Annotated in this window: 19 protein-coding genes and 1 tRNA gene; 16 read left to right on the forward strand and 4 right to left on the reverse strand. The window is 57.5% G+C overall.

Annotated elements, in window-relative coordinates; all coding sequences use genetic code 11:
* Positions 1-16 precede the first annotated feature (16 nt).
* Positions 17-1,045: a nucleoside hydrolase gene (locus PspCFBP13528_RS10350; protein ID WP_101220257.1), complete on the forward strand. Its 1,029-nt coding sequence runs from the start codon at positions 17-19 to the stop codon at positions 1,043-1,045.
* Positions 1,046-1,078: 33 nt separating this feature from the next.
* On the opposite strand, the gene PspCFBP13528_RS10355 is transcribed toward PspCFBP13528_RS10350, so the two are convergent.
* On the reverse strand, positions 1,079-1,285 hold the full coding sequence (locus PspCFBP13528_RS10355; RefSeq protein WP_137200144.1) for a hypothetical protein: 207 nt from the start codon (positions 1,283-1,285) through the stop codon (positions 1,079-1,081).
* Between the two features lie 157 nt (positions 1,286-1,442).
* Here PspCFBP13528_RS10355 and PspCFBP13528_RS10360 point away from each other — a divergent pair, with 157 nt between their 5' ends.
* Both PspCFBP13528_RS10360 and PspCFBP13528_RS10365 read left to right on the forward strand, forming a co-directional pair.
* Positions 1,443-1,751, forward strand: a complete 309-nt coding sequence (locus PspCFBP13528_RS10360) for a hypothetical protein (protein ID WP_065952988.1) — start codon at positions 1,443-1,445, stop codon at positions 1,749-1,751.
* Positions 1,752-1,896: 145 nt separating this feature from the next.
* A complete protein-coding gene (locus tag PspCFBP13528_RS10365) occupies positions 1,897-2,217 on the forward strand; it encodes an I78 family peptidase inhibitor (protein ID WP_065952947.1) in 321 nt (106 codons plus the stop codon).
* Positions 2,218-2,289: 72 nt separating this feature from the next.
* Here PspCFBP13528_RS10365 and PspCFBP13528_RS10370 read toward each other — a convergent pair whose 3' ends face one another.
* Positions 2,290-2,502: a cold-shock protein gene (locus PspCFBP13528_RS10370; RefSeq protein WP_007905882.1), complete on the reverse strand. Its 213-nt coding sequence runs from the start codon at positions 2,500-2,502 to the stop codon at positions 2,290-2,292.
* Between the two features lie 289 nt (positions 2,503-2,791).
* The gene (locus PspCFBP13528_RS10375) at positions 2,792-3,106 is read right to left on the reverse strand and encodes a hypothetical protein (protein ID WP_083218060.1); all 315 of its coding nucleotides are present in this window, start codon (positions 3,104-3,106) and stop codon (positions 2,792-2,794) included.
* Between the two features lie 365 nt (positions 3,107-3,471).
* On the opposite strand from PspCFBP13528_RS10375, the gene thrS reads away from it, so the two are divergent.
* The 9 genes from thrS to PspCFBP13528_RS10420 all read left to right on the forward strand — a co-directional run bounded on the left by thrS (position 3,472) and on the right by PspCFBP13528_RS10420 (position 10,926).
* The gene (gene thrS, locus PspCFBP13528_RS10380) at positions 3,472-5,394 is read left to right on the forward strand and encodes a threonine--tRNA ligase (protein WP_065952948.1); all 1,923 of its coding nucleotides are present in this window, start codon (positions 3,472-3,474) and stop codon (positions 5,392-5,394) included.
* Positions 5,394-5,945, forward strand: coding sequence for a translation initiation factor IF-3 (gene infC / locus PspCFBP13528_RS10385; RefSeq protein ID WP_170827566.1), 552 nt, complete (start codon positions 5,394-5,396; stop codon positions 5,943-5,945). The genes thrS and infC overlap by 1 nt, the downstream gene beginning before the upstream one ends.
* A gap of 59 nt (positions 5,946-6,004) precedes the next feature.
* Complete coding sequence (rpmI, locus tag PspCFBP13528_RS10390) at positions 6,005-6,199, forward strand: 50S ribosomal protein L35 (RefSeq protein WP_002553160.1); 195 nt, start codon at positions 6,005-6,007, stop codon at positions 6,197-6,199.
* A gap of 29 nt (positions 6,200-6,228) precedes the next feature.
* The gene (rplT, locus tag PspCFBP13528_RS10395) at positions 6,229-6,585 is read left to right on the forward strand and encodes a 50S ribosomal protein L20 (RefSeq protein ID WP_003192488.1); all 357 of its coding nucleotides are present in this window, start codon (positions 6,229-6,231) and stop codon (positions 6,583-6,585) included.
* A gap of 109 nt (positions 6,586-6,694) precedes the next feature.
* Positions 6,695-7,711 (forward strand): phenylalanine--tRNA ligase subunit alpha, encoded by a 1,017-nt coding sequence (gene pheS, locus PspCFBP13528_RS10400; protein ID WP_034099107.1) that lies wholly within the window; start codon positions 6,695-6,697, stop codon positions 7,709-7,711.
* Positions 7,712-7,737: 26 nt separating this feature from the next.
* Complete coding sequence (pheT, locus tag PspCFBP13528_RS10405; protein ID WP_137200145.1) at positions 7,738-10,116, forward strand: phenylalanine--tRNA ligase subunit beta; 2,379 nt, start codon at positions 7,738-7,740, stop codon at positions 10,114-10,116.
* 3 nt (positions 10,117-10,119) lie between these two features.
* Positions 10,120-10,422, forward strand: coding sequence for an integration host factor subunit alpha (ihfA, locus tag PspCFBP13528_RS10410; protein ID WP_002553164.1), 303 nt, complete (start codon positions 10,120-10,122; stop codon positions 10,420-10,422).
* Complete coding sequence (locus tag PspCFBP13528_RS10415; RefSeq protein WP_003174972.1) at positions 10,403-10,759, forward strand: MerR family transcriptional regulator; 357 nt, start codon at positions 10,403-10,405, stop codon at positions 10,757-10,759. Before ihfA ends, PspCFBP13528_RS10415 begins: the two co-directional genes overlap by 20 nt.
* A gap of 90 nt (positions 10,760-10,849) precedes the next feature.
* Positions 10,850-10,926 (forward strand) — tRNA-Pro (locus PspCFBP13528_RS10420).
* A 192-nt stretch (positions 10,927-11,118) separates the two neighbouring features.
* Here PspCFBP13528_RS10420 and PspCFBP13528_RS10425 read toward each other — a convergent pair.
* A complete protein-coding gene (locus PspCFBP13528_RS10425; RefSeq protein ID WP_241669079.1) occupies positions 11,119-12,615 on the reverse strand; it encodes a trypsin-like peptidase domain-containing protein in 1,497 nt (498 codons plus the stop codon).
* Between the two features lie 336 nt (positions 12,616-12,951).
* Here PspCFBP13528_RS10425 and PspCFBP13528_RS10430 point away from each other — a divergent pair, with 336 nt between their 5' ends.
* From PspCFBP13528_RS10430 to PspCFBP13528_RS10445, 4 genes are all read left to right on the forward strand, one after another.
* The gene (locus tag PspCFBP13528_RS10430) at positions 12,952-14,592 is read left to right on the forward strand and encodes a methyl-accepting chemotaxis protein (RefSeq protein ID WP_137200146.1); all 1,641 of its coding nucleotides are present in this window, start codon (positions 12,952-12,954) and stop codon (positions 14,590-14,592) included.
* Between the two features lie 147 nt (positions 14,593-14,739).
* On the forward strand, positions 14,740-16,053 hold the full coding sequence (locus PspCFBP13528_RS28045; protein WP_101220253.1) for a PAS domain-containing methyl-accepting chemotaxis protein: 1,314 nt from the start codon (positions 14,740-14,742) through the stop codon (positions 16,051-16,053).
* Positions 16,054-16,154: 101 nt separating this feature from the next.
* A complete protein-coding gene (locus PspCFBP13528_RS10440) occupies positions 16,155-17,924 on the forward strand; it encodes a sensor domain-containing phosphodiesterase (protein WP_137200147.1) in 1,770 nt (589 codons plus the stop codon).
* Between the two features lie 76 nt (positions 17,925-18,000).
* Complete coding sequence (locus PspCFBP13528_RS10445; RefSeq protein ID WP_137200148.1) at positions 18,001-20,406, forward strand: TonB-dependent receptor; 2,406 nt, start codon at positions 18,001-18,003, stop codon at positions 20,404-20,406.

Here is a 20,406-nt window from a genome sequence, read left to right on the forward strand (position 1 = left end):
CGACAAGGAGTGTTTTATGCAACGTGGTCTTCCATCCCTGAAAAACCTGTTTCGGAGTGTTCTGCTTTTGTCCGCGTTAACAGCAGCGAGCGCCCAGGCGGCGGAAAAAATCGACCTGATCATCGATACCGATCCCGGTGCCGACGATGTGGTTGCTTTGCTGTTCGCCATGGCGTCTCCAGAGGAACTGAACATTCGCGCACTGACGACAGTGGCCGGCAACGTCCGCCTGGACAAGACCTCGCGCAACGCACGCCTGGCGCGCGAATGGGCAGATCGCGAGGACATCCCGGTTTACGCGGGTGCTCCAGCGCCGTTGCTGCGCAAGCCGATCTATGCCGAGAATATCCATGGCAAGGAAGGTATCTCCGGTGTCACCGTGCATGAGCCGAAACAAGGCCTGGCTGATGGCAACGCGGTGGATTATCTGATCAAGACCCTGACGACCGCCAAACCCCACAGCATCACCATCGCCATGCTCGGCCCGCAGACCAACCTGGCCCTGGCCCTGACCCAGGCGCCGGAAATCACTCAAGGCATCAAGGAAGTGGTGGTAATGGGAGGCGCGCACTTCAATGGCGGCAACATCACGCCGGTGGCCGAGTTCAACCTCTTCGCCGACCCGGTGGCCGCAGAAATTGTGCTTAAAAGTGGCGTGAAGTTGACCTACCTGCCGTTGGACGTCACCCATAAAGTGCTGACCAGCGAAGCGCGCCTGAAGAAGATCGCAGACCTGAACAACAACGCGAGCAAAGTCGTCAGCAATATCCTTAACGAGTACGTCAAGGGCGACATGGAGCACTATGGCATTCCCGGCGGCCCGGTACATGACGCTACGGTGGTCGCTTACCTGCTCAAGCCATCGCTGTTCAGTGGTCGCCAGGTCAACGTGGTTGTCGACAGTCGGGAAGGCCCGACCTTCGGCCAGACCATCGTCGATTGGTACGACGGCCTGAAGCAGGACAAGAACGCCTTCTGGGTCGAGAACGGTGACGCCCAGGGCTTCTTCGATCTGTTGACCGAGCGCCTGGCGCGTTTGAAGTAAACCGCTTGCCGGTCGGCGCTCGCCGGCCGGTTCTTATTCGCGCTCTTGTGCGCCCACATGGTCGGCCGGGTATTTCTCGAATACCTGGCCGATGAAAGCGTGCGCGCCCTGGGTGCCGAGCTCCTTGACCAGCAAGTCGATACCAATGATCGCCAGCTCCTCCGCACTACCGGGGCTATAGGAGCTTTGCCCCAGGGGCCATTTGGCTTTGATATCGGCTTGGAGCGTTACGGTGGTCATGGAAAATCTCGCGGGCTGTAAGTACTGGGGCAATGCGCTGGCGTGCGGCTGCAGCGGGCGCAGTTAAGCATTTTACGCGGGGTTTGGCACTGCTACTTAGGCATAAGGAAAGGGGTGTGCGACACTGCCGCCCTGTTTATTGGCCGGGAAACACCGCGTGCAGATCGATTTGAATAAGTCTGAAGACCTTAATCTGGCAGCTGTGCGGCAACTGATTGCCAGTGCCAGTGACGATGAACATGCCCAGCTTCGGGTCACCAACGCCGGTATCGCCTACATCTCTTCAGGAAAGCTCGTAGGCGGCGTAGATATCGACGGGCTGCTGTTTCGCTTGGAGACCTGGGCGAAGGGGTCGGGGTATGTAGGAAATGTGGCTGCCAGTGACGAGGTGTGGGTGACGCAGATTTTCAACGCGCTGAAGCAGAACTGGCCAGAGCCGTCGTCTGACTACATCGATATCTACTGAGCATGTTCATATCTGGTCACGATTGACTGGACGCTTGCCTGGCGTGACTCAGGCAGACTTGCGGGTGAGACGTTAACGTCTTGAAACCAATCGGTTCAATCGCTGTCGCACGATCTCTGTTCACTTTTTTATCATAGGAGGCTTCATGCCTTGGAAGCTCGCATCATTCGGTACTTTGTTGGCGGCGCTCGCATTGGCGGGTTGCAGCACCCCGGGTGCCTCTGAGCCAGGCAAAGATGCCAGCGTGACCGATGCCGGTCATAGCCGCTGTGAGTCGAAGGCCGCCGAGTACACAATCGGCCAGAAAGCCTCGCCTCAACTACTGGAGCAGGCGCGTACCCGTGCCGGTGCACAAAATGCACGCATCCTCAAGCCCAACGACATGATCACGCTGGAGTATCGCTCCGACCGCTTGAACCTGAATGCCGACGATAATCTGGTGATCACACGGGTCAATTGCGGCTGATAGCCTGCGGCTTTAGCAGCGCCCATAAAAAACCCCGTCACATGGACGGGGTTTTTTTAGCTCAGCGGAGAATTACTCGGCGCGAACCTGTGCAGCTTGCATACCCTTTTGGCCTTTCTCAGCCACGAAGGAAACGGTTTGGCCTTCTTTCAGGCTTTTGAAACCGTCGCTTTCGATAGCTTTGAAGTGTACGAACAGGTCGTCACCGCCACCTTGAGGAGTGATGAAGCCGAAGCCTTTTTCATCGTTGAACCATTTAACGGTGCCGGTTTGGCGATTAGACATGGTGTATCTCCAAGAAACATATATTTTCAGTAGTGCTGTGCTGCTCAGGCCAACTGGGCACACAGGGCTATCATAGTCGAAATGTTCGACTTGGGAGCCCCCCCAAGGCATTGTTTGCTAATCAATCGCGTTGCGTTCAATCCAGATTCTGGCTGAGAGCCCCGGCCTGCGGGGCTTTGCGGCGAAATATCAGCTATTAAAAAAAGCCGTAAAAGCTACGTAATTTGTGAGAAATAGCAGTTTTTAGGCAGTTTTTTTGGCAAAAAGGACGCCTGATCAGCGGCCGTTCTTACTTTTTCTTGACGACTTTGCAGGACGAAATAGCCGCTACTGCTTTGTTCTTGAGCTCCGCGCTGGCGTTCTGATTGGTCATCAGTTCTTTGATTTCCGCGGTGCTCAAATCGGCGTTGATCTTGTCGGCGCCACATTCGCAGTGGGCTTTGGCAGTTTTGACGTCCACGTTCTGGCTGGCCGCGGAGCTGCAGTCGTTGACGAAGGCGTCACGGGCACCGGCCGGCCAGTTCGATGGCGCCGCGGCTTGCGCGCCGAGCGAAAGGAATGCCAGGGAAGCGGCGAGGGCGAGGGTCGAGGTAAAACGCATCATGGGATGCTCCTTTGGGTCGAGGACGAACGGCGATTCTCGGGGTGTTTGAGGCCTGACGTACAGTTCAAGTTCACTTTTGCGCCCATAAAGCCTGGAATTTGCTTTTACCCCGGTCGTGTCGGCGCGATGACCGTTCATCTGTGCTAGCATCGTCGGCTTGGCTTTTCCCAGGTGTGCCATTTGCCGCCTTGTCAGGTCTTTTTTTGTTCACTCCAGTCACTCTGGTTCGATTATCGGTTGGCCGAAAGGCTCCTGCCGCTGTAAGGCAGGCATTCAGCATTGAACAGCCTGGTGTTGGATCTTGTACTGGCTCATCCCAACCCACGTGACCTTTGGTAGGGGTCACCACTAGGAGAGGAGGCGCCATGCCAACTATTACTCTACCCGACGGCAGTCAACGTTCATTCGATCATCCGGTTTCCGTAGCCGAGGTCGCCGCATCCATTGGTGCCGGCCTGGCCAAGGCCACCGTGGCCGGCAAGGTCGATGGCCTGCTGGTCGATGCCAGTGACCTGATCACCTCCGATGCCAGCCTGCAGATCATCACGCCCAAGGATCAAGAGGGGCTCGAGATTATTCGCCACTCTTGCGCGCACCTGATTGGCCATGCGGTCAAGCAGCTGTACCCGACCGCCAAGATGGTGATCGGCCCGGTAATCGAAGAAGGCTTCTATTACGACATCGCCTATGAGCGTCCTTTCACTCCGGACGACCTGGCGGCCATCGAGCAGCGCATGCACGCGCTGATCGAAAAAGATTACGACGTGATCAAGAAGGTCACCCCGCGCGCCGAAGTGATCGACGTGTTTAGCGCCCGTGGCGAAGACTACAAGCTGCGCCTGGTGGAAGACATGCCGGACGAGCAGGCCATGGGTCTGTACTACCACGAAGAATACGTGGACATGTGCCGTGGCCCGCACGTGCCGAACACGCGCTTTCTCAAGTCGTTCAAGCTGACCAAGTTGTCCGGTGCCTACTGGCGCGGCGACGCAAAGAACGAGCAACTGCAACGTATCTACGGCACCGCCTGGGCCGACAAGAAGCAGCTGGCCGCCTATATCCAGCGCATCGAAGAAGCCGAGAAACGCGACCACCGCAAGATCGGCAAGCGCCTGAACCTGTTCCATCTGCAGGAAGAAGCGCCGGGCATGGTGTTCTGGCATCCGAACGGCTGGACCCTGTACCAGGTGCTCGAGCAGTACATGCGCAAGGTTCAGCGCGAAAACGGCTACCTCGAGATCAAGACCCCGCAGGTCGTCGATCGCAGCCTGTGGGAGAAGTCCGGGCACTGGGCCAACTACGCCGACAATATGTTCACCACCCAGTCGGAAAACCGCGACTACGCTATCAAGCCGATGAACTGCCCTTGCCATGTGCAGGTGTTCAATCAAGGCCTGAAGAGCTACCGCGAGTTGCCGATGCGTCTGGCCGAGTTCGGTGCCTGCCACCGCAACGAACCATCGGGTGCGCTGCACGGCATCATGCGCGTGCGCGGCTTTACCCAGGACGACGCCCATATTTTCTGCACCGAAGAGCAGATGCAGGCTGAATCGGCCGCGTTCATCAAGCTGACCATGGACGTTTACCGCGATTTCGGCTTCACCGAAGTCGAGATGAAACTGTCCACTCGTCCGGAAAAACGCGTCGGCTCCGACGAACTCTGGGATCGCGCCGAAGCTGCACTGGCCGCAGCACTCGACAGCGCGGGCCTTGCGTACGACCTGCAGCCGGGCGAGGGCGCGTTCTACGGTCCCAAGATCGAGTTCTCGCTGAAAGATTGCCTTGGCCGTGTCTGGCAGTGTGGTACCCTGCAGCTCGATTTTAACCTGCCGATCCGTCTGGGAGCCGAATACGTCTGCGAAGACAACAGTCGTAAACACCCGGTTATGCTGCACCGGGCGATCCTCGGCTCGTTCGAACGGTTCGTCGGCATCCTGATCGAGCACTACGAGGGCGCGTTCCCTGCGTGGCTGGCTCCGACCCAGGCAGTGATCATGAATATCACTGATAAACAGGCAGATTTTGCCGCTGAAGTTGAAAAAACACTCAACGAAAGCGGATTTCGTGCCAAGTCCGACTTGAGAAATGAAAAGATCGGCTTTAAAATCCGTGAGCATACTTTGCTCAAGGTTCCCTATCTTTTGGTTATCGGAGATCGGGAAGTCGAGATGCAGACTGTCGCTGTGCGTACTCGTGAAGGTGCTGACCTGGGCTCGATGCCCGTCGCCCAGTTCGCTGAGTTCCTCGCGCAAGCGGTTTCCCGGCGTGGTCGCCCAGATTCGGAGTAATTACTATTAAGCGTGAAATGAGACAAGATAAACGAGCTGCACCGAAAGCCCCGATCAACGAGAATATCTCGGCACGCGAGGTTCGGTTAATTGGGGCTGAGGGTGAGCAGCTTGGGATTGTGTCAATTGAAGACGCGCTTCTTAAGGCTGAAGAAGCCAAGCTCGATTTGGTGGAAATTTCCGCCGATGCTGTACCGCCTGTCTGCAAGCTGATGGACTACGGCAAATCGATCTTCGAGAAGAAGAAGCAGGTTGCCGCAGCCAAGAAAAACCAGAAGCAGATCCAGGTTAAAGAAATCAAGTTTCGTCCAGGGACGGAGGAAGGGGATTACCAGGTAAAACTGCGCAACCTGGTACGTTTCCTGAGTGATGGGGACAGGGCCAAGGTATCCTTGCGATTCCGCGGCCGTGAGATGGCCCACCAGGAGCTGGGGATGGAACTCCTCAAGCGGGTTGAAGCTGACCTGCTCGAGTACGGTTCGGTCGAACAGCATCCTAAGATGGAAGGACGCCAGCTGATCATGGTCATCGCCCCGAAAAAGAAGAAGTAATCAACAGGGCACGGCAGGCCTTCTGATTATGTTTATCAACTGAATGCGGAGTACCGAACATGCCAAAGATGAAAACTAAAAGTGGTGCTGCTAAGCGGTTTCTGAAAACTGCTAACGGCATCAAGCACAAGCACGCTTTCAAGAGCCACATCCTGACCAAAATGTCGACCAAGCGTAAGCGTCAACTGCGCGGTAGCAGCTTGCTGCATCCGTCTGACGTGGCAAAAGTCGAGCGCATGCTGCGCCTTCGTTAATTTTGGTTCAAGAATAGAGGAAGTAACTCATGGCTCGTGTTAAGCGTGGCGTCATGGCCCGTAAGCGTCACAAAAAAATTCTGAAACTTGCTAAAGGCTACTACGGCGCGCGTTCACGCGTATTCCGTGTTGCCAAGCAAGCGGTAATCAAGGCAGGCCAATACGCCTACCGTGACCGTCGTCAGAAAAAACGTCAGTTCCGCGCTCTGTGGATCGCTCGTATCAACGCTGGTGCACGTGTTAACGGTCTGTCCTACAGCCGTTTCATCGCTGGCCTGAAGAAAGCGTCCATCGAAATCGACCGTAAGGTTCTGGCTGAACTGGCCGTGAACGAAAAAGCGGTGTTTGCTGCGATTGTCGAGAAAGCTAAAGCCTCCTTGGCTTAAGTACCCCCGACAGTCACCCTGGGTTGCTCCTGTAGCCCAAGGTGGTAAACGTCATAAATAGGGGAAGAGCCTTCAAGCTCTTCCCCTATTTTGTATCTGGAGTCTGTACATGGAAAACCTGGACGCGCTCGTCGCGCAAGCTCTTGAGGCTGTGCAAAGCGCTGAAGATATCAATGCCCTGGAGCAAATCCGGGTTCACTACCTTGGCAAAAAAGGTGAATTGACTCAGGTGATGAAGACCCTGGGGAATTTGCCTGCTGAAGAGCGTCCGCAGGTCGGGGCTCTGATCAACGTTGCCAAGGAGCGCGTCACCGAGGTTCTCAATGCGCGCAAGGCGTCGCTGGAGGAGGCCGATCTTGCGGCCAAGCTCGCCGCCGAGTCCATTGACGTGACCTTGCCTGGCCGTGGCCAGGCGTCGGGCGGTCTGCATCCGATCACCCGGACTCTGGAACGCATCGAGCAGTTCTTTACCCATATCGGCTACGGCATTGCCGAAGGCCCTGAGGTTGAAGACGACTATCACAACTTCGAGGCGCTCAACATCCCAGGCCATCACCCGGCCCGGTCGATGCACGACACCTTCTATTTCAACGCGAACATGCTGTTGCGCACCCATACCTCGCCGGTACAGGTCCGCACCATGGAAGCGAACAAGCCGCCGATCCGCATCGTCTGTCCGGGCCGTGTGTACCGTAGCGACTCCGATATCACCCATTCGCCGATGTTCCACCAGGTCGAAGGCCTGCTGGTTGATCGCGATATCAATTTCGCCGACCTCAAAGGCACCATCGAAGAGTTCCTGCGGGTGTTCTTCGAGAAAGAGCTGGCGGTGCGTTTCCGTCCATCCTTCTTCCCGTTCACCGAGCCTTCCGCTGAAGTCGATATGGAATGCGTGATGTGCAGTGGTAAAGGCTGTCGTGTCTGCAAGCAGACTGGCTGGCTGGAAGTGATGGGTTGCGGCATGGTCCACCCTAACGTGCTGCGCATGTCCGGGATCGACCCGGAAGAGTTTTCGGGCTTTGCCTTCGGCATGGGCGTTGAGCGTCTGGCCATGCTGCGTTACGGCGTGAACGACTTGCGTCTGTTCTTCGACAACGACTTGCGGTTCCTCGCGCAATTTCGCTAGTCGTAACGAATCTTTAGGAGAGCAGGATGAAATTCAGTGAACAATGGCTGCGCGGCTGGGTAAGCCCGCAGGTGGATCGCGACGCGCTGGTTGCGCGTCTGTCGATGGCCGGTCTTGAGGTCGATAGCGTTACCCCGGCCGCCGGTGTATTCAGTGGCGTGGTGGTGGGCGAGGTGCTGAGCACCGAGCAGCACCCGGATGCCGACAAATTGCGCGTGTGCCAGGTCAGCAACGGCGCAGAGACCTTCCAGGTCGTGTGCGGAGCGCCCAACGTGCGCCCGGGCCTGAAGATCCCGTTTGCCATGATCGGTGCCGAACTGCCGGGCGACTTCAAAATCAAGAAGGCCAAGCTGCGCGGCGTCGAGTCCAACGGCATGCTGTGCTCCCAGGCTGAGTTGCAGGTGGGTGAGGGCAATGACGGTCTGATGGAGCTGCCGGCCGATGCGCCGGTGGGCCAGGACATTCGTGTTTACCTGGAACTGGAAGACGCCAGCATCGAGGTCGACCTGACCCCGAACCGTGGCGACTGCCTGTCCCTGGCCGGCCTGGCCCGTGAAGTGGGTGCGCTGTATAGCGTGCCTGTCACCCGTCCTGCGGTTGCCTGCGTGCCTGCCGTGCACGACGAGGTGCGCTCGATTGACGTGTTGGCGCCAAACGCCTGCCCACGTTACCTGGGGCGCGTGGTCCGTAATGTCGACCTGTCCAGGCCAACCCCGCTGTGGATGGTTGAACGCCTGCGCCGCGCTGATGTGCGCAGCATCGATGCGGCCGTCGACATCACCAACTATGTGATGTTGGAGCTGGGCCAGCCGCTGCACGCGTTTGACCTTGCCGAAATCCACGGCGGCATCCGCGTGCGTATGGCAGAGGAAGGCGAGAAGCTGGTACTGCTCGACGGCCAGGAAGTCAGCCTGCGCGCCGACACCTTGGTCATTGCCGACCACTCCCGCGCCTTGGCGATTGCTGGCGTGATGGGGGGCGAGCACAGCGGTGTATCCGCGACCACTCGCGACGTATTCCTTGAAAGCGCGTTCTTCGACCAGATCGCCATCGCCGGCAAGGCCCGTTCCTACGGCCTGCACACCGATGCATCGCACCGCTATGAGCGTGGCGTGGACTGGAAGCTGGCCCGTGAAGCCATGGAGCGCGCCACTGGCCTGCTGCTGGACATCACCGGCGGCGAAGCCGGTCCGATCACCGAGATCGTCAACGAACAGTACCTGCCGTCCATTGCACCCATCACCCTGCGTGCCAAAAGCGTCGAGCAAATGCTCGGCCTGGTGATTGAGCCTGCCGAGATCGAGCAACTGCTGTCGGCCCTCGGCCTCGCCATCTCTGCGGGTGGGGAAGGGCAGTGGCACGTTGAAGTGCCAAGCCATCGCTTCGATATCAGTCTGGAAGTCGACCTGATCGAAGAACTGGCTCGCCTGTACGGCTACAACCGTCTGCCGGTGCGCTACCCGCAAGCGCGTCTTGCGCCACAACCTAAGGCCGAGGCGCGTGCGCACCTGCCTGAGTTGCGTCGCCTGCTGGTGGCTCGTGGTTATCAGGAAGCGGTGACCTACAGCTTCATCGATCCAAAGCAATTCGAGCTGTTCAACCCGGGCGTTGAGCCGCTGTTGCTGGCCAATCCGATTTCCAATGACATGGCGGCCATGCGTTCGTCGCTGTGGCCAGGCCTGGTCAAGGCGCTGTCTCACAACCTGAACCGTCAGCAGGATCGCGTGCGCATGTTCGAAAGCGGCCTGCGTTTCGTCGGTCAACTCGATGGCTTGAAGCAAGAGCCGATGCTGGCCGGTGTGGTCTGCGGCAGCCGCCTGCCGGAAGGCTGGGCCCAGGGCCGCGACGCCGTGGACTTCTTCGACGTCAAGGCCGACGTGGAAGCGGTACTGGGCTTTGCCGGTGCGCTGGATGCGTTCACGTTCCTGCCCGGCAAACACCCGGCGCTGCACCCAGGCCAGACCGCGCGCATCGAGCGCGAGGGTCGCTTGGTCGGCTTTGTCGGCGCCATTCACCCGGAACTGTCGAAAACCCTGGGTCTGGACCGTCCAGTCTTCGTTTTTGAACTGGTCCTGGCTGAAGTTGCGTCGGGCAAGATGCCCAAATTCAGCGAGTTGTCGCGCTTCCCTGAAGTGCGTCGTGATCTGGCCTTGATCGCCGATCGTGAAGTCGCCGCCACTGCCGTTCTGGAGGTAATCCGAGAAAATGCAGGGGAATGGCTGACGGACCTCAGGCTATTTGACGTCTATCAGGGTAAAGGCATTGATCCGCATAGAAAAAGCCTTGCAGTTGGCTTGACCTGGCAGCATCCATCGCGCACTCTTAATGACGATGAGGTGAATACCACGACACAAAATATCCTCACCTCGCTCGAACAAAGGTTGAACGCCACGTTAAGGAAGTGACGTATGGGGGCTTTGACGAAAGCTGAGATGGCGGAACGTCTGTACGAAGAGTTGGGTCTGAACAAGCGCGAGGCCAAGGAATTGGTCGAGCTGTTTTTTGAAGAGATCAGGCACGCTCTGGAAGACAACGAACAGGTCAAATTGTCCGGTTTCGGCAATTTTGACCTGCGGGACAAACGCCAGCGGCCCGGCCGCAATCCAAAAACGGGAGAAGAAATCCCGATCACGGCTCGCCGTGTGGTCACCTTTCGTCCAGGGCAGAAGTTGAAGGCCCGAGTTGAGGCTTATGCTGGAACCAAGTCATAACGACGAACTACCCGTCATCCCAGGCAAACGCTACTTCACCATCGGTGAAGTCAGCGAGCTGTGTGCGGTAAAACCGCACGTGCTGCGCTATTGGGAGCAGGAGTTTCCTCAGCTCAACCCCGTCAAACGCACCGGGAACCGTCGGTATTATCAGCGCCAGGATGTGCTGATGATCCGACAGATCCGTGCGTTGCTGTACGATCAGGGGTTCACCATCAGCGGCGCGCGCCAGCGCATGTCCGGTGATGAAGCCAAAGACGACACCACCCAATACAAGCAACTGATCCGCCAGATGATCTCCGAACTCGAAGATGTGCTGGTGGTATTGAAAAAGTGATTCAAGCTTTTAAAATACTTCCACATTTCAAAAGCTTGCGGTATATTCCGGTTCGCTTCGTTAAGAAGCAAGCCCAGTAACACGCCTAGTCGGGGCGTAGCGCAGTCCGGTAGCGCACTAGCATGGGGTGCTAGGGGTCGAGTGTTCGAATCACTCCGTCCCGACCATATTATTCAATGACTTAGCCCAATCTTCACCGGTTGGGCTTTTTCATGTCTGCGAAAAAAACCTACTGGAATTCCTGGCCCGCCGCGGGCTGTTAAGGACCGAGGTGTTGGCGCATAGGCGCCTCAGCCTGGCAAACATCTCTTCGACGGTGCAGTTGATCTGCATAGACGTGGAATCAGATGCGTTCTGCCTCACCTGGCATGACGCTGCGAGCGAACCATTGCACCTTTGATCACGTCTGTGCGAATGGCCGACGGTTGCCCAGCGCTGTTACGCGCATAGCTGCAGAGCGTGATCGGCAGCTCTGCTATATCAAGAAAAGTGCCATCCATGGCCAGGGTGTAGCGATCGTCGTCAATATCGCCGCAGGTGGTGCTGATCGCCGAGTTCACGCTGTAGTAGTAATGCTGGCTGAAACCGTTGCGCTGGTTTTCCCAGGCGATGTGATAGCGGTGCTTGAGCAGCGGGGCCGGTGCCGGGTTGGTCAGGAATACCGAATGGGTGAACACATTGCGCAGCAGTGCTTCGGTCAGCGGCTGCTCGGCCTTTTGTACCCCGAGTATGCATAGCACATGCGGCCCCAGCACTGGGCCGATGGGCTGGTTGATGTAGGCCTCGTCAGAGGCGGCAGCAACTTGGTATCCGAGTGTGCGTGCGCAATCGCTGATGTCATTCACGGCCTTGAATCGGTAGAACGGCTCCTGGATCGAGAACCTCAGGTTCCAGGTCGGATGGGTAATCTGGTCGGCGGCGTCACGTTTTAAATGCACATACGGTTTCAGATTCCACGGCTCGTCCAGCGTGATGTCAACGGCCTTGAGCTGGCAGGTTGGGGTGTCGTTACGGAAAACACCGTCTACAAAGCAGTAGTACAAGTCGTTGGCAGGATAGCTGTAGTTGAATTTGGCGGCTTCGCACGCCGAGTTGTTCTGGCAGCTGTTGAGAATGTCCTTCTGAATGGCAGACGCGACTTTGCTGATGATGCTGGTGATTTCATTGGTGTTCCGGTCCAGCATCGGACTGCCGGAGCTGCCTGGGCGCAGACCGTTGCAGCGGTTGTGCAAGGCGCTGGGAAACACGCCGGGGTGTTCGGCAAAACTGTTGAGGGTCGACTCCGCGCAGGCACTCATGCGCAGGCCCTTTTTTAGAAAACCGGTCGGCGCTCCCACATGGATCACTTCTCGATCCGTTGTCTGACGATGAGCGGCGAGCTTGAGGGGCATGATCGCGCTGGCCACCAGCACGGCCAGTGACGTATCCAGTTCGAGTACGGCCAGGTCAGTGCCCGCCATGCTGCTCCAATGTGCCGTCTTGACGGCGTAGGTGGCATGCCGTTCGGGGGTGTCATGAAAGTAATTGAAGGTCACGTCGGCGGTGAACGCCTGGCGGATGCGCGCCGTACCGTAGCTATAGAACACACAATGCCCGCTGGTCAGCACATAAGCCGGGCCGACGGCCTTACCCTGGCGATTGCGCGTGTCGAGCAGCACGGCATTGCAGGTCTGGCCCAAAGCGTTTTTCAGTAAACCGATGCCGGTCCATTGCGGGTACCGCTGGTTTTTATTTTCAAGTGCCACCGAAGGTGACTGTTCGGTAAGGCCCTCGGCCAGGTCCCTGGCGTGGCTGGGCGAGACAGTGCTGAGCAATAGGAAATACAAAAAGACGCAAGCGATGTGAGTCAGTGCCATAAGGGCCTCGGCAAGGAAGTCAGTGATTGGCTGAAACTACTCGATCAGGTCAAGGCCGGTGATATACAGGGCTATTGCGTGAGCCTTTGACGGGGGCCTCTGTCACCGTTTTATTGAGGTTCCGAGCGATGGCAGGCACCCGGCGCGCTGCCTCATGAGCCTGCGGCTCACTATTTCGCGTGATAGCACTGAGCTATCAATGCAGTGCGTAATACTCAATGGATTGGTTATCCGGCATCGACGTATCTTCAACGCACCCAGCGTGATTGGCTCACCGCGCCCCTCGCGTCATCCGCATCAACCCAGTCCCATGACGGGCATATTTCAGAGTAAGCCATGAAGAAAACGCTCTCGTTGGCCACACGCATAGGGCTGAGTTTCGCAGCCATCCTGGCACTTCTGATGTTGATCACTGCCATCGGCATTCAGCGCGTTGGGTTCATTGATGGCACGTTGGGCGACGTCAGTGAAAACGCGGCGAAGGTGCAGCGCTACGCCATCAATTTCCGTGGCAGCGTGCATAACCGTGCCATTGCTATCCGGGATGCGGTGCTCGTGACGAGCGACCATGATCTGGACACATACTTGTCGCAGATTAAAACCCTGGAGCAAGCCTACGCCGACTCGGCGGCGCCAATGGATCAGTTGTTCACACGCGCAAGCGTTACGGGCGAAGAGCTTCGACTGCTGACCGCAATCAAGGAGATTGAACAACAAACCCTCACATCCACCCAGGCGGTCATTTCAATGCGCCGAGCGGGGGACATTCCCGGAGCCCAGGCGCTTCTGATGCGTCAAACGTCTTTGGATTACAGCGAGTGGTTAAAGCGCGTGAATGCGCTGATTGACTATGAAGAAGCATCCATCAAGGCCAAGCTTGGCGCGGTGCAGGAAACGGCCAGCCAGTTCAGTACCCTGATGCTGATCGCGACCAGTATCGCCCTGCTGCTGAGCGTCACGTTATCGGCGGTGATTATTCGCTTCGTTAAATCGACGTTGGGCGCCGAGCCCACTGAGGTGGCATTGGCCATTGAGCGTCTGGCGGCGGGTGATCTGAACCAGACTATTTGCACTGATTACCCCAAGAGTGTGATGGGGGTGCTCAAAGACGCGCTTGTGCACTTGGCGCAGACTATTCAACAAGTGCGCAGGGCGGCCCAGGAGGTCAATCAGTCCTCCATCCAATTGTCTGCCACCTCGTCGACCAACAATAACCAGATCAACCTGCAAACCCACGAAGCCGAGCAGGTAGCCACAGCCATCACGCAAATGGCCGCTACTGTCAGCGAAGTATCCGGGTATGCCGCGCAGGCAGCTGATGCGTCCCGCGTGGCGGACATCGAAGTGGAAAACGGTAATCGATTGGTTGCCAGCACTGCCGTTGCCATTGACCAACTGGCAATAATGCTGGAGCAAACCACGGGTACCGTAGATCAGGTATCCAAATACAGTGAAAATATCGAGTCAGTGATCGATGTCATCAACTCCATCGCCTCTCAAACTAACTTGCTAGCGCTGAACGCTGCTATTGAGGCGGCGAGGGCAGGAGAGCATGGGCGTGGATTTGCGGTGGTCGCCGATGAAGTGCGCTCGCTGGCCAACCGTACCCAGCAGTCAACCGAGGAAATCCGGGAGATGATCAGCACGCTGCAATCGGGGACGCAAGCCGCCTCGCAAACCATGCGCAACAGTTGCGAGCTGGCGAGCCAAACCGTCACACAAACCCGCAGCGCGCAGAGTGCACTGGCCAGGATCAGCGAGCAGGTTGGCGCCATCAGTCATATGAACGCCCAGATTGCCAGCGCTTCTGTACAGCAGAGTGGCGTGGCTGATGATGTTGCTCAAAACATCAACCGTATTCACGGCTCCACCGTGCAATCAGCCACCGGCTCGCATCAAGTTGCAACCGCTAGCATGGAACTCTCGCAGTTAGCGGATCGCCTTACGGCGAAAGTGGCTTTTTTCACGGCGGCTTAGGATATCAGGTTGGGGCAGGACGACGTCTTTGACACACCGGGGGCTGAGGTCGGTACTTTCTCGCCGCATCCTTTATCTGCGGCGGACGGCCTCAATATCATTCAGGTGGTGCCGATAGACTTGCTATGACCCTATAGGCGGTTTTCCATGTTCAATACCAAAATCAAGAACCAGCTTCACGCTCAGACGGCAGAGCTGTTGGAGCTGCGCCAACTGCGCGATGGCCTCAACCGCGAAATGCTGACAATGAGCATCGACCCGACATTCAAAATTATCGCGTGCAACGAAAATTTCGCACGCGCCTTGGGCTACGACCAGGATCGGCTCCTGGGTCGCGCCATGGCTGATGTTGTTCCGCAGTACGTGTCCAAGCTCCCATGCTTCCATAACTTTCGAGCAGCGGTAGCGGCCGGTAAATCCATCTCTGATGAATACAGATACCTGCACGCTGACGGTTCCCTGGTGTGGCTTCACGCACATTGGCAACCGGTAAAGGATGAAAATGGCAGGTTGAGCCATGTGACCTGCCATGCCACGAACATCACTTCGCGCGTGGAACAAGCGTCGGAAAACACATCCTTCATCGATGCATTACTTCGTTCGACGGCCGTGATCGAATTCGATCTTTCCGGGCATGTGCTCATGGCGAATGAGCAGTTCCTGAAAGCGATGGGCTACAACCTGAGCCAGGCTAAGGGCAGTCACCACCGTATTTTCTGCAGGCCGGAGGAAGCGTCGTCGCAGAAATACAAGGAGTTCTGGTCCACTTTGAACAAGGGTGAGTTTGTCGCCGGGCGATTTGAGCGTGTTGACAGTAGCGGTAGGACGGTATGGCTGGAAGCGACGTATAACCCGGTTTATGACACCGAAGGAACGCTCTGCAAGGTCGTCAAGTTTGCGACGGTTATCACCGACCAGGTTGCGCGTGAGCAGGAAGTCAGTGAAGCAGCCCAAACTGCATTTGAGATCTCCCAGCAGACGGATGTCACTGCTCAGCGCGGAGCCGTCGTAGTCAACGATACGATGCACACCATGCGTAAAGTCGCGGGTGATATGCAGGCTGCCTCCGGCGGGGTAGAGGCGCTCGGGAAGCAGTCGTTGTTGATCAGCTCGATCATTCAGACGATCAGCAGTATTGCTCAGCAAACCAACTTGTTGGCATTGAATGCTGCGATTGAAGCTGCTCGCGCAGGTGAGCAGGGGCGAGGCTTCGCTGTAGTAGCGGATGAAGTTCGACAACTGGCTGGCCGCACCAGTACCGCTACTGAAGAGATCGCATCGGTGGTGTTGCAGAACCAGAAGCTGGTGGAACAAACCGTCGCTGAGATGGCAAACAGTAAGTCCCAGGCAGAGCAAGGCCTTGAACTTGCCACGCAGGCAGGCCAGGTCATTGTTGAAATCCAGGATGGGGCCAAGAGAGTCGTCGAGGCGGTGGGCAGGTTCGCGACTCAAGTGGCTTAGGTCGCGCAGGAATCGTTGGTCGCACTGTTCTCGCCGATCGAAGCCTCTGCCCGCGACGTCGAAGAATCGTCCTTTATCTCATTACCTTCGTTGAGAGTTTGATGGAACACGCCGAAGATCTGTCAACCCTTGAGCAACGTCGTCTTCTGCGAATCCGTGAGCTATGTCTGCTCGACGATCAGCGCGATGATACGTTTGATCAAATCGTTGCGCTCTGTGCTGAATACTTCCGAGCACCCATTGTGCTCATTTCAATTGTGGATGAACACCAGCAGTGGTTCCGCGCCAAGGTCGGCGTAAGCATCAATGCAACGCCCCGCCGCGAATCTTTCTGTGCTTATACCTTGTACTCCCATGAGTTTCTCGAGGTGCCGGACGCGATGCTTGATCCGCGTTTCCAGGACAATCCCCTGGTCACCGGGCTTCCAGGTATCCGGTATTACGCGGGCGCGCCGCTGACCACTGACGACGGTTTGGGTCTTGGCGCTCTGTGCGTGATTGATACCGTCACCAGGCCAATGATGAGCGAACAAGATGCCTCAATGCTGAGGCATCTGGCTGGACTGGTGATGAGTCGAATCATTGCGCTCAGATCAGAAAGCTATGTTGACCCTGCCACAGGCTTATACAACCGCGCTCGGCTTGAGAGCGACATCGGCAATGCTCAGAATCGCCTGCAAGTCTGTAGTCTCGTCGTGATTGATGTGATTTCTCCCGACTTTTTGAACGAGGTAGTCAAGACGTTGGGCTATGAGTTTTCTTTGGACTTGATGTTGGCTATCAAGGAGCGCTTGTTAAGGATTGTTCCACCCGAATCCCGGCTTTACAAAATCAGTCCTACACGGTTCGGCCTTATTGTGCCTTGCCCCATTGGAGAAGCTGTCAGCAAAGCGGTTATCAATGACTACATCACGCCGGTACTGTGCCACGACATTCCTTTGCAGATGACCGTCGGCGTGGGCTTGTTGAAACTTGAGCGTTCAGGTGAGTCGCCGCATGAGTGTCTGCGTCTGGCGATCAGCGCCGCGGATGATGCCCGAGATCGAATGGTTGGCTGGGGTTACTACGAGGATAAACTGGACGCCACGCAGCAGCGCACTTTTATTATCTTGAGCTCGCTGGCAACGGCTATAGCCGGCGATGAACAATTCAGAATGGTCTACCAGCCTCGTATTGATATAGGTACTGGAACATGCACGTCGGTTGAGGCGCTACTGCGCTGGGAGCACCCGCTTCTGGGGGCCATCGGACCTTCAGAGTTCATCCCGCTGGCGGAAAAAACAGCGTTAATGGAGCAGATCAGTCTGTGGGTCTTGCGAAACACGATCGACCAGGCGGCTCAGTGGCAGCGCAAGGGCTTGAATTTCAAGGTGTCGATCAATGTCACTGTGCAGGACATCGAGTCTTCAATATTCATAAACGCTCTGGTACGTAGGGTTCGACAGGCTGATTTCGATCCTCGGTTACTTGAAGTGGAGTTGACTGAAAGCGCCCGCATAGGTGATTTCGAAAGCGTCCTGCGCCATCTCAATCAGCTGCGTGCGTTGGGTATCGAGATTGCCATTGATGACTTCGGAACGGGCTATAGCAACTGGTCCCACCTGCAACGGCTGCCCGCCAGTGTCGTTAAATTAGATCGTTCACTGATTGAAAACCTGGTTCAGCAGTCCAGAAGTCAGTGTCTGGTACGCACAATTATCAAACTTGCCAATTCGTTGGGGTACCGCGTGGTGGCTGAAGGTGTTGAGAACCTGCAAACGTATGAGCTTGTCCGTGGGTGGGGGTGTCATGAGGTTCAGGGATATCTGATCGCAAGGCCGATGGAGGCTACAGCGATACCCGGGTGGGTCTCTAATCGCGCCCAGGAATAATTATCCAACTGCAGGCTGTCCCTTTTTTTCACCTCGCCTGTCATTCCAGGCAGTGAATAAAATCGAGAGCCTTCCCATGCCCGCAGTCCCCGCCATGTCCTTGCGTCCCTTACTGAAACTGAGCCTGATGCTCAGCCTCAGCACCAGCCCGCTGTTCATCCCGCTCAGTTACGCCGAAGACGCCGCCGCCCGTCGCAGTTACCAGGTACCCGCCGGCAGCTTGAGCGCGGCGCTGACGCGTTTCGCCGGGCTGGCGGGGGTCAACCTGTCGGTCGATCCGGCGTTGGTCAGCGGTCGCAGCAGCGGTGGCTTGTCCGGCGATTATGCCGTGGAGGAGGGCTTCGCACGGTTGCTGCAAGGCTCCGGTCTGCAACTGCAACCGATGGGGGAGCAGGCGTATGTGTTAGTGGCGGTGCCGGAGGGCGCGAGCCTGCAATTGGCGCCGACGTCGATTGTGGGCACCACAGGGCTGGCCGACGGCGACACGTATGCCGGTGGTCAGGTGGCGCGTCGCGGTTCGCAAGGGCTGCTGGGCTCGCGGGACTTCATGGAAACGCCGTTCAGCATGACCACCTACACCGCGGATGCGGTGAAGAACCAGCAGGCGCGCACCCTCGGCGATCTGATCGCCAGCGACCCTTCGGTGCGTGCCACCAACCCGGCCGGCGGGCGTTATGAGCAGTTCACCATCCGTGGGTTCAGCCTGTTCAACAGCGATGTGGCCTATAACGGCTTGTACGGTGTGTTGCCGACTTACACCATCGACATGGAAATGGCCGACCGCGTCGATATCCTCAAGGGCCCGACGCAGTTGATCAATGGCATCTCCCCTCGCGGCAGTGTCGGCGGCGGGATCAACGTGGTGCCCAAGCGTGCTACCGACAAGGACATCAATTCATTCACCGGCAGTTGGGCGTCCGACAGCCAGGCCGGTGGCGCGGTGGATATCGGGCGTCGGTTTGGCGAGGACAACAAATTCGGTATCCGTTTCAACGGGGTGAAACAGGCCGGGGATACGGCGTGGGATCATCAGTCGGTTGACCGCGAAATGGCGGTGCTCGGCCTGGACTTTCGCGGCGAGCGCCTGCGTCTTTCCACCGATATCGGGCGTACCGAGCGGGACACCGATGCGCCCCAGGAGCGCGTGCAGGTCGGCGCCAATGCCAAGGTGCCAAGCGCCAATGATGTGCGACGCAACTACGCGCAGTCCTGGAGCAAGGCCAGTACCAACGACACCTTTGGCACGGTCAACGGCGAGTTCGATCTCAGCGACAGTGTGATGCTGTACGGCGGGGTAGGCGCGCGCAAGAGTAACCATGACTTCCTGCGCCACGCGGTTTCGGTCACCAACAACGCCGGGGATTTCAGCGTGCTGCCGCGTGATTTTACCCGCGATGAAAACGTGCGCACCGCCACTGCAGGCGTGCGCAGCTGGTTCCACAGCGGGCCGGTCAGTCATGAAATCAACCTGGCGGCCAGCTACTTCTACATGGACTTTGAAAACGGCGGGGCGCGGTATGCGGCGGCGCCGAGCAACCTCTACAATCCGGTACAGACCCCGGCGCCCTCACGGCCGACGCGCTTTGATTCCAAGGTCTATACCGAAAATACATTCAGCGGCGTGGCCTTGTCCGACACCCTGGGCTTTTTCGACGACCGTTTGCTGTTGACCCTTGGCGCGCGCTGGCAGCGGGTGAAGGTGGATGACTGGACCGACAACGTCAAAGGCGCCACCGCCTACGATGAAGAAAAGATCTCGCCCTCGGGCGGCGTGCTGTTCAAGGCCACCGACAAACTGTCGTTGTACGCCAACTATATGGAAGGTCTGAGCCAGGGCAAGGTCGCACCGTCCACCTCGATCAACGAGGACGAAATCTTCCCGCCCTTTATCAGCCGCCAGATCGAAGCGGGCGCCAAATACGACGCTGGGGCCTTTGCCGTGACCGCCGCCGTGTTCCGTATCAGGCAACCGGCGTATGAGACCAACGCCACCTCGCGGGTGTTCGGCCCCAACGGCAAGCGCCAGAACAATGGGATGGAATTGAGCGTGTTCGGCGAACCACTGAAGGGCTTGCGCCTGCTCGGCGGGGTGATGTACATCGACAGCGAACTGACCCACACCACCAACGGTACGTTCGACGGCAATCGCGCGCCCGCCACACCCAAATACAACGTGAACCTGGGCGCCGAATGGGACGTGCCGACGCTGGAAGGCCTGACCCTGACCAGTCGCGGCATTTACTCGAGCTCACAGTACCTGGACCAGTCCAACGTCAAACAGATCGACGCCTGGAACCGCATCGACGTGGGTGCGCGTTACGCGTTCAAGGTCGATGACAAGCGCATCACCCTGCGGGCCAATGTGGAGAACGTCGCCGACAAGCGCTACTGGAGTTCGGCCGGTGCGTCGGATGACAGTGAGCCGGGATTGACCCTGTCGACCCCGCGTACCTACCTGTTGTCGGCCACTGTCGATTTCTGA

Source organism: Pseudomonas sp. CFBP13528, from assembly GCF_005233615.1.
GTDB lineage: Bacteria > Pseudomonadota > Gammaproteobacteria > Pseudomonadales > Pseudomonadaceae > Aquipseudomonas > Aquipseudomonas fluorescens_AM.